The 7,714-nt window shown below is 70.1% G+C and carries 7 protein-coding genes; 2 read left to right on the top strand and 5 right to left on the bottom strand.

All coding sequences use genetic code 11. The features are described from left to right. Positions 1-241 precede the first annotated feature (241 nt). Positions 242-2,146, bottom strand: a complete 1,905-nt coding sequence (gene glmS / locus HMPREF0058_RS04080) for a glutamine--fructose-6-phosphate transaminase (isomerizing) (protein ID WP_006548419.1) — start codon at positions 2,144-2,146, stop codon at positions 242-244. A 103-nt stretch (positions 2,147-2,249) separates the two neighbouring features. Here glmS and coaA point away from each other — a divergent pair, with 103 nt between their 5' ends. Then, the gene (coaA, locus tag HMPREF0058_RS04075) at positions 2,250-3,194 is read left to right on the top strand and encodes a type I pantothenate kinase (protein WP_006548418.1); all 945 of its coding nucleotides are present in this window, start codon (positions 2,250-2,252) and stop codon (positions 3,192-3,194) included. A 129-nt stretch (positions 3,195-3,323) separates the two neighbouring features. On the opposite strand, the gene glmM is transcribed toward coaA, so the two are convergent. Next, positions 3,324-4,685 (bottom strand): phosphoglucosamine mutase, encoded by a 1,362-nt coding sequence (gene glmM / locus HMPREF0058_RS04070; RefSeq protein ID WP_006548417.1) that lies wholly within the window; start codon positions 4,683-4,685, stop codon positions 3,324-3,326. Positions 4,686-4,791: 106 nt separating this feature from the next. Between glmM and HMPREF0058_RS04065 the strand changes: the two genes are divergently transcribed. Further along, positions 4,792-5,613, top strand: coding sequence for a purine-nucleoside phosphorylase (locus tag HMPREF0058_RS04065; RefSeq protein WP_040319685.1), 822 nt, complete (start codon positions 4,792-4,794; stop codon positions 5,611-5,613). Positions 5,614-5,793: 180 nt separating this feature from the next. On the opposite strand, the gene rpsI is transcribed toward HMPREF0058_RS04065, so the two are convergent. The 3 genes from rpsI to HMPREF0058_RS04050 form a co-directional block, all read right to left on the bottom strand. Then, positions 5,794-6,288, bottom strand: coding sequence for a 30S ribosomal protein S9 (rpsI, locus tag HMPREF0058_RS04060; protein WP_006548415.1), 495 nt, complete (start codon positions 6,286-6,288; stop codon positions 5,794-5,796). 43 nt (positions 6,289-6,331) lie between these two features. Further along, positions 6,332-6,775 carry a 50S ribosomal protein L13 gene (gene rplM / locus HMPREF0058_RS04055; protein WP_006548414.1) on the bottom strand — a complete coding sequence of 148 codons (444 nt, stop codon included), beginning with the start codon at positions 6,773-6,775 and terminating at the stop codon, positions 6,332-6,334. A 247-nt stretch (positions 6,776-7,022) separates the two neighbouring features. Continuing rightward, on the bottom strand, positions 7,023-7,714 hold a 692-nt coding region (locus HMPREF0058_RS04050), incomplete at its 5' end, for a tRNA pseudouridine synthase A (RefSeq protein ID WP_006548412.1).

Raw genomic sequence — 7,714 nt, 5'->3', positions numbered from 1 at the left:
TGCGCGCCTGGCGCTGCACGGCGTCGTCGCCGGGCTCGCCGCCGAGCTCGGCGCCTCACGCTGGCACCTCAGCCTGTCTCACGACGGCGGGGCCGCCACCGCCGTCGTCCTGGCCGAGGGCTGAGCCTGCCCGCTTCCCTCTCATCGCGAGTGTGCAGGTCGGTGGGTGGGTGTGCACCGCGGTCCTGCACCCTCACCCACCGACCTGCACAGTGGAGCACTCGGCTCTCCTGGCCAGCTCCTACTCGACCGTGACGGACTTGGCCAGGTTGCGTGGCTGGTCCACGTCCAGCCCCTTGGCCCCGGCCAGCGCGGCGGCGAAGACCTGGAGCGGGACCACCGTGAGCAACGGCCACATGAGGGTCGGCGTACGCGGGACCCGGATGACGTCGTCGGCATAGGCGTCCACCGCGGCGTCACCCTCCTCCGCGATGATGATCGTGCGCGCACCGCGGGCACGCACCTCCTGGATGTTGGAGATGACCTTGTCATGCAGCACAGGGCGGCGCGGGGTGGGGACGATGACGAAGATCGGCAGCCCCTCCTCCACCAGGGCGATCGGTCCGTGCTTGAGCTCGCCTGCGGCAAAGCCCTCGGCGTGCACGTAGGCCAGCTCCTTGAGCTTGAGCGCCCCCTCCAGGGCCACCGGGTAGCCCACGTGGCGTCCCAGGAACAGGAAGGAGCTGCGATCAGACAGCTCAGCCCCCAGGGCCTTGATCCTGTCCTCCTGGGTGTCGAGAAGCTGCTCGATCTTGGCCGGGATCTGTCCGAGGTTGCCCAGGTAGTCGGCCACCTCGTCCGGCCACTTGTTGCCCCGCAGCTGGGCGAGGTACAGGCCCAGCAGGTAGCAGGCCGTGATCTGGGCGAGGAAGGCCTTGGTCGAGGCCACCGCGACCTCAGGGCCGGCGTGGGTGTAGAGCACGGCGTCCGCCTCGCGCGCGATGGTGGAGCCGTAGGTGTTGACGATCGCCAGGACCTTGGATCCCTGCTCACGAGCGTGGCGCAGCGCCTGGATCGTGTCCATCGTCTCCCCTGACTGGGAGATGGCCACCGTCAGCGTCTTCTCGCTCACGATCGGGTCGCGGTAGCGGAACTCGTGCGCGAGCTCGATCTCCACCGGGATCCGGCACCAGTGCTCGATGGCGTACTTGGCCACGTGCCCCGCATAGGCAGCGGTTCCGCAGGCGATGACGATGATCTTGTCCACGCTGCGCAGCACGGAGGGATCGATCCGCATCTCGTCCAGGACGATCTCGCCGCGCTCGTCCACGCGCCCGCGCAGGGTGTCCGCCACCGCGGTGGGCTGCTCGTGGATCTCCTTGTCCATGAAGGTCTCGTAACCGCCCTTGACCGCGGCCGAGGCGTCCCAGGACACCTCCCAGGTGCGCGGAGTGACCTGGCGGCCCTGCGCGTCCCATACCGTCACCGAGTCAGCGCTGACGAGCACCACCTGGTCGTCATCGACCTCGGCAGCCCTCTTGGTGAAGGCGACGAAGGCGGCCACGTCCGAGCCCAGGAAGCTCTCCCCCTCCCCCAGGCCGATGACCAGCGGGCTGGAGCGACGCGCGGCCACAATGACGCCGGGGGCCAGGGGCGTGACCGCCAGCAGCGTGAACGCGCCCTCCAGCCGCTTGGTGACCGCCTGCATCGCCTCCACGAGGAGACCGGCGACGACGTCAGCCCCCGGTTCCTCTCCGGTGGCCTGGACCTGGGCCAGGCGTGCAGTGAAGTCCATGTCCAGCACATGAGCCGCGACCTCCGTGTCCGTGGCGGACAGCAGCACGCGGCCAGCCTCCTCGACCTCGGCGCGCAGGGTGCGGAAGTTCTCGATGATGCCGTTGTGCACCAGCGCGATACTGCCGGCGCGGTGCGGGTGGGCGTTCTCGGTGGTCGGGCCGCCGTGGGTGGCCCAGCGGGTGTGCCCGATGCCGGCCGAGGCCGGGTGAGGCGGGGTAGCAGCCAGCGCGGCACGCAGGTTGTCCAGCTTGCCGGCGGCCTTGACGACGTCGAGGCCGCCCGGACCGACCAGCGCGACCCCAGCCGAGTCGTATCCGCGGTACTCCAGGCGTCCCAGGCCGTCCAGCAGGACGGTAAGCGAGCGGTCAGAGGCTGCAAGGGGACCGGTGTGGCCGACGATTCCGCACATGGGAGCGATGCAACCACGCTCGAGGGCATCGATCAACGCACTGCGCTGTCAGCGTGGCGGGCAGGCTTAGGCGTCACGCACCCCGATAGGACACACTGGAGCCGTGAGCGCACCCTCCCCCTTCATCGAGCTCTCCCGCGACCAGTGGCGGGCCCTGGCCTCCTCAGCCCCGCTGCCCCTGACCCAGGCGGACGTGGAGAAGCTGCGGGGCCTGGGCGACCCGATCGACCTGCCCGAGGTCGACGTCGTCTACCGTCCCCTCACGGCGCTGCTGGAGACCTATATCACCTCCACCCGCGCCCGAGGCCAGGCGACGGCTGAGTTCCTGGGGGTGGATGAGCGCCCGACCCCTTTCATCATCGCCGTCGCCGGATCGGTGGCAGTGGGTAAGTCCACGACCGCCCGCCTCATTGCCCACCTCCTGCGCCGCTTCCCGGCCACGCCCCGGGTGGACCTGGTGACCACGGACGGTTTCCTCCTGCCCAACGCCGTCCTGGAGGAGCGGGGACTGACCACCCGCAAGGGCTTCCCCGAGTCCTACGACCGCCACGCGCTGCTCGACTTCGTGGCCGCGGTCAAGTCCGGGGCACCCCGGGTGAAAGCGCCGGTCTACTCCCATACGGTCTATGACATCGTGCCCGAGCGGCGTATCACGGTCGAGCGCCCGGACGTGCTCGTGCTGGAGGGGCTCAACGTCCTCCAACCCGCCCCACGCGGGCACCAGCCCCTGGGTGGCTCCACCCTGGCGGTCTCCGACTTCATCGACTTCTCGATCTACGTCGACGCCGATCCCGAGCACATCCGCAGCTGGTACCTGGACCGCTTCCTCACTCTCAAGCGCACGGCCTTCCGCGACCCGCGCTCCTACTTCCGCCGCTACGCCTCCCTGCCCGACGACGTGGCCCTCACGGTCGCCGGCGGGATCTGGGAGAGCGTGAACCTGGCCAACCTCAAGGAGAACATCGAGCCCACGCGTGAGCGCGCGACGCTGGTGCTGCACAAGGACGCCGACCACCACATGAGCCGGGTGCGTCTACGCAAGGCCTGAGTCCGGCGCGGCTGCGGGCACGCGCCAGCACGGGTCCCTGCTCGCGCTGGTGTCCCATCCACGCGACGACGGCGGGGCCCACCTTTCGCTGGAAAGGTGGGCCCCGCCGTCGTCCGGCTCGCCAGGGGCCTACAGCGAGAGCGTGTCCTTGACGACGCCCGCCAGCTGACCGGCGACCTCGTCCGCCTCCTCCTGGGTGGCGGCCTCAACCATGACGCGTACGACCGGCTCAGTGCCCGAGGGACGCAGGAGCACGCGGCCGGTCTCCCCCAGGCGCGCCTCGGCTGCGGCGACGGCGTCCTGCACGGTCTTGTCCGTGCCGGCGGCAACCTTGTCCACACCGCGAACGTTGATGAGGGTCTGGGGCAGGCGGGTGACCACGCTGGCCAGCTCGGCCAGGGACTTGCCCGTGCGCTTCATCCGCGCGGCCACGCGCAAGGAGGTGAGCACGCCGTCGCCGGTGGTGGCGTGCAGGGAGTCGATGACGTGACCGGACTGCTCCCCACCCAGGGTGTAGCCGCCCTGGAGCATCCGCTCCAGCACGTAGCGGTCACCCACGCCGGTCTGGACGGTGCGGATACCGTGCTCCTTCATGGCCAGGATGAGGCCGAGGTTGCTCATCACGGTGACCACGAGGGTGTCGGAGCCCAAGGTGCCGTCCTCCTTCATACCGATGGCCAACAGGCCCATGATCTGGTCGCCGTCAACGAGGTTGCCCTCGGCGTCCACGGCCAGGCAGCGGTCGGCGTCGCCGTCGTAGGCCACTCCCATGTCCGCGCCCACGTTGCGCACGTAGGCCTGGAGCTGCTCGGGGTGGGTAGAGCCACAGGCGTCATTGATGTTGAGACCGTCCGGGGAGGCGTTGATGACGATGACCTCCGCCCCGGCGGCGCGCAGGGCGGCCGGGCCCACGTTCGAGGCGGCCCCGTTGGAGGCGTCCACGACGATGCGCAGGCCGGACAGGTCGGTGGCCACGGAGTCGACGAGGTGATTGATGTAGTTCTGGTCCGCCACGGTCTCGCCCTTGATGACCCGGCCCACCCCCGCGCCGGTGGGCAGCTGGTCGATCGTGCCGAGCAGGGACTCGATCTCGTCCTCGACGGCGTCGGCCAGCTTGTAGCCGCCGCGGGCGAAGAACTTGATGCCATTGTCCTGGAAGGGGTTGTGGGAGGCGGAGATGACCACACCCAGGTCCACGTCCTGGGTCGCGGTCAGGTGGGCGATGGCAGGGGTCGGCAGGATGCCCACGCGGGTGACGTCCACGCCGGAGGAGGCCAGGCCGGCCGAGATGGCGTGGTCGAGGAACTCGCCACTGGCACGGGTGTCACGGCCCACGATGGCGCGCGGTCGCCCGCTGCGCGAGCGCTTGGAGGCCGGGGTCTGCCGGGTCAGGACCTGGGCCGCCGCCTCACCGAGCTGAACGGCCAGGGCCGGGGTGAGCAGGTCGTTGGCCAGGCCGCGCACGCCGTCGGTGCCGAAGAGTCGTGCCATGGGTGTTCCTCCTGTGATCGGTTCGTCTCCATCATTCCACGCCCACGCAGTGGCGTGCGTGAGCGTGGCCTGTCCCCTGGCCGTGCTCATGGACTAGGTTGTGGCGATGACCACTGTGCATGAGACCACCGGTCCTTTCGATCTCGCGCGCGAGGCCGCCCAGGTCATCGCCAGCCGCTCCGGCGTCGCCCGCCATGACCTCGCCCTGGTCCTGGGCTCGGGCTGGGGCGGCGCCGCGGACCTCATCGGCGAGACCGTCAGCGAGATCCCCGCCGCTGAGGTACCCGGCTTCCACGCTCCTGCCGTCGCCGGCCACGTGCCGGTCATGCGCTCGATCCGCGTGACGGGTACCGACCGCTACGCGCTGGTCCTGGGAAGCCGCACGCACTTCTACGAGGGGCGCGGGGTGCGAGCCGTCGCGCACGGTATGCGAACGGCTGCCGCCGCCGGCGCCCGCCAGGTGGTCCTCACCAACGGCTGCGGCGGGCTCAACCCCGACTGGCGGCCTGGCCAGGTCGTCCTCATCCGCGACCACATCAACCTCACAGCCGCCTCCCCGCTGGAAGGGGCGACTTTCGTCGACCTGACCGACCTGTACTCCCAGCGCCTGCGCGACCTCGCCCATGAGGTCGACCCGAGCCTGCCCGAGGGCGTCTACGTCCAGTTCCGAGGCCCCCACTATGAGACGCCGGCCGAGGTCAAGATGGCGGGGATCCTGGGAGGCGACCTCGTGGGTATGTCCACCACCCTGGAGGCCATCGCCGCGCGCGAGGCCGGGATGGAGGTGCTGGGCCTGTCCCTCATGACCAACCTGGCCGCCGGCATCTCCCCCACGCCGCTGTCCCACGCCGAGGTCATCGAGGCTGGTCAGCAGGCAGCCCCGCGTATCGCGCGTCTGCTGGCCGAGGTCGTCATGCGCATGGGCTGACCGGCGTCCACGCCGACCCAGCCGCTCCAACCACCACTCCCGTGCCGCGAGTCCACCCCCTCGCGGCACGGGACACTTCTTCAAGGGCACTCAGACGCGACGGCGGCCGGCCACCTCGCTAGGAGGTGACCGGCCGTCGTCGTACAGACGTAGCGCTGGCTCCAGGCGCCAGCTGCCGGATCAGCGCTTGGAGTACTGCGGAGCGCGGCGGGCCTTGTGCAGACCGGCCTTCTTGCGCTCGACGATACGAGCGTCGCGGGTGAGGAAGCCGGCCTTCTTCAGCGTGGCGCGGTTGGCCTCACGGTCGATCTCGTTGAGGGCGCGGGCGATGCCCAGGCGCAGAGCGCCGGCCTGGCCGGAGATGCCACCACCGTTGATGCGGGCGATGACGTCGAAGCGGCCCTCGAGGTCGAGGATGGTGAAGGGGGCGCGCACGAGCTGCTGGTGCAGCTTGTTGGGGAAGTAGTCCTCCAGGGTGCGGCCGTTCAGCGTCCACTGGCCGGTGCCAGGAACGAGGCGCACGCGGGCGACGGCCTCCTTGCGGCGACCCAGGCCAGCACCGGGAGCGGTGATGGACTGGCCACGGCCCTCAACGGAGCCCTCGGTCTCGGTGGTGTAGCTGGAGGGGGCGTTCTCCTCGTCCAGCGCGTCAATGTCGACAGTGGTCTCAGCCACGATATGTCCTTTGCTTGTCGCGGGGTGCCGAGCGCTGGAGCGCTTACTGGGCGACCTGGGTGATCTCGAAGGCCTGCGGGTTCTGGGAGGCGTGCGGGTGCTCCGCGCCGGCGTACACCTTGAGCTTCTTCAGCTGGGCGCGACCGAGCTTGGTGTGCGGAACCATGCCCTTGACAGCCTTCTCGACGGCGCGCTCAGGGCGGGTCGCGAGCAGCTCACGGTAGGAGACCGCGGTGAGGCCACCGGGGTGGTTGGAGTGGCGGTAGGCGAACTTCTTGTCAGCCTTGCCGTTGGTGAGGGCGACCTTGTCAGCGTTGATGATGATGACGTAGTCGCCGCAGTCCGCGTTCGGGGCGAACTGGGGCTTGTGCTTCCCACGGAGCAGGGTCGCAGCCTGGGCCGCGAGGCGGCCGAGGACGACGTCGGTGGCGTCGATGACGTACCAGTTCTTCTCGACGTCGCCGGGCTTCGGTGTGTACGTGCGCACGGGCGTTGCCTTCGTTTCTCTTGGCGAGTGGACACGCCGGAACCAGCGCTCTAAGCAACGCTGTCCAGCGAGACCACCATGGTCAGGTGAGTGGTCGGAGCACTGGCGTACCGGGGCGAGTGGGACGGCACCGCGGAAGCGCACATACGTGCTGCACGACGATTGCCCACCATACCGGCGCGCCTATGAGAGGGTCAAAAGGTTGACGGCTCCTTGCCCCGTGAAACCCGCCACGTGGGGCGCACCCTCAGCAGCCACAGTCGTCATCGCCCGGCCCCGGCAGGCTGCGCACCACCCGGGCACGGCGTGCCTGGGCAGCGAGCTCGCTGTCGGGCGGGTAGACGACCTCCTCCAGCGTCAGTCCGTAAGGCGGGGCTACCGGCGCCGCCTGGTCCCGGCTACGCGCCGCCAGCAGCCGGGCCGGCCAGGAGACCGGCTGACGCCCCTGGCCGACGGCGAGGCCTGCCCCCACCAGCGAGCGCACCATCGAGTGGCAGAAGGCGTCAGCCACCACGGTGAGCGTGACCAGCCCGGCGTCCGGCCCGCTGGAGGCGCGTTGCCAGTCCAGGCGCCTCAGGGTGCGAATCGTCGTCGCCCCCTCGCGCGGCTTGCAGTAGGACAGGAAGTCGTGCTCACCCAGCAGGCCTCGCGCTGAGAGCGCCATGGACTCAACATCGAGGGCCTGCCCGACCCACAGCACCTGGCCGCGCCGGCACGGGTCGTAGGCCCTGCGCCCCTGAGACGGCGCGCCGTCGTCGATGCGGTAGACATACCGCCGCTCCAGCGCTGAGAAACGCGCGTCAAAGTCGGCCGGGACGCGCCTGGCGCCCCGCAGGACGACGTCACTCGCTCCGAGGGCGAGCGCGCCGATGAGACCGTTCTCGGCGGCACGCTGGGCCTGACGGGCCAGCACGCCCGTCACGCGCGCCAGCAGCGCCT

It is taken from the genome of Actinomyces urogenitalis DSM 15434, assembly GCF_000159035.1.
GTDB lineage: Bacteria > Actinomycetota > Actinomycetes > Actinomycetales > Actinomycetaceae > Actinomyces > Actinomyces urogenitalis.
This window is presented reverse-complemented; position numbering and strand designations above follow the sequence as displayed.

Coding starts and splice junctions, on each gene's coding strand:
- glmS (WP_006548419.1), bottom strand. CDS start 2,146: ATGTGCGGAATCGTCGGCCACACCGGTCCCCTTGCAGCCTCTGACCGC.
- glmM (WP_006548417.1), bottom strand. CDS start 4,685: ATGGCACGACTCTTCGGCACCGACGGCGTGCGCGGCCTGGCCAACGAC.
- HMPREF0058_RS04065 (WP_040319685.1), top strand. CDS start 4,792: ATGACCACTGTGCATGAGACCACCGGTCCTTTCGATCTCGCGCGCGAG.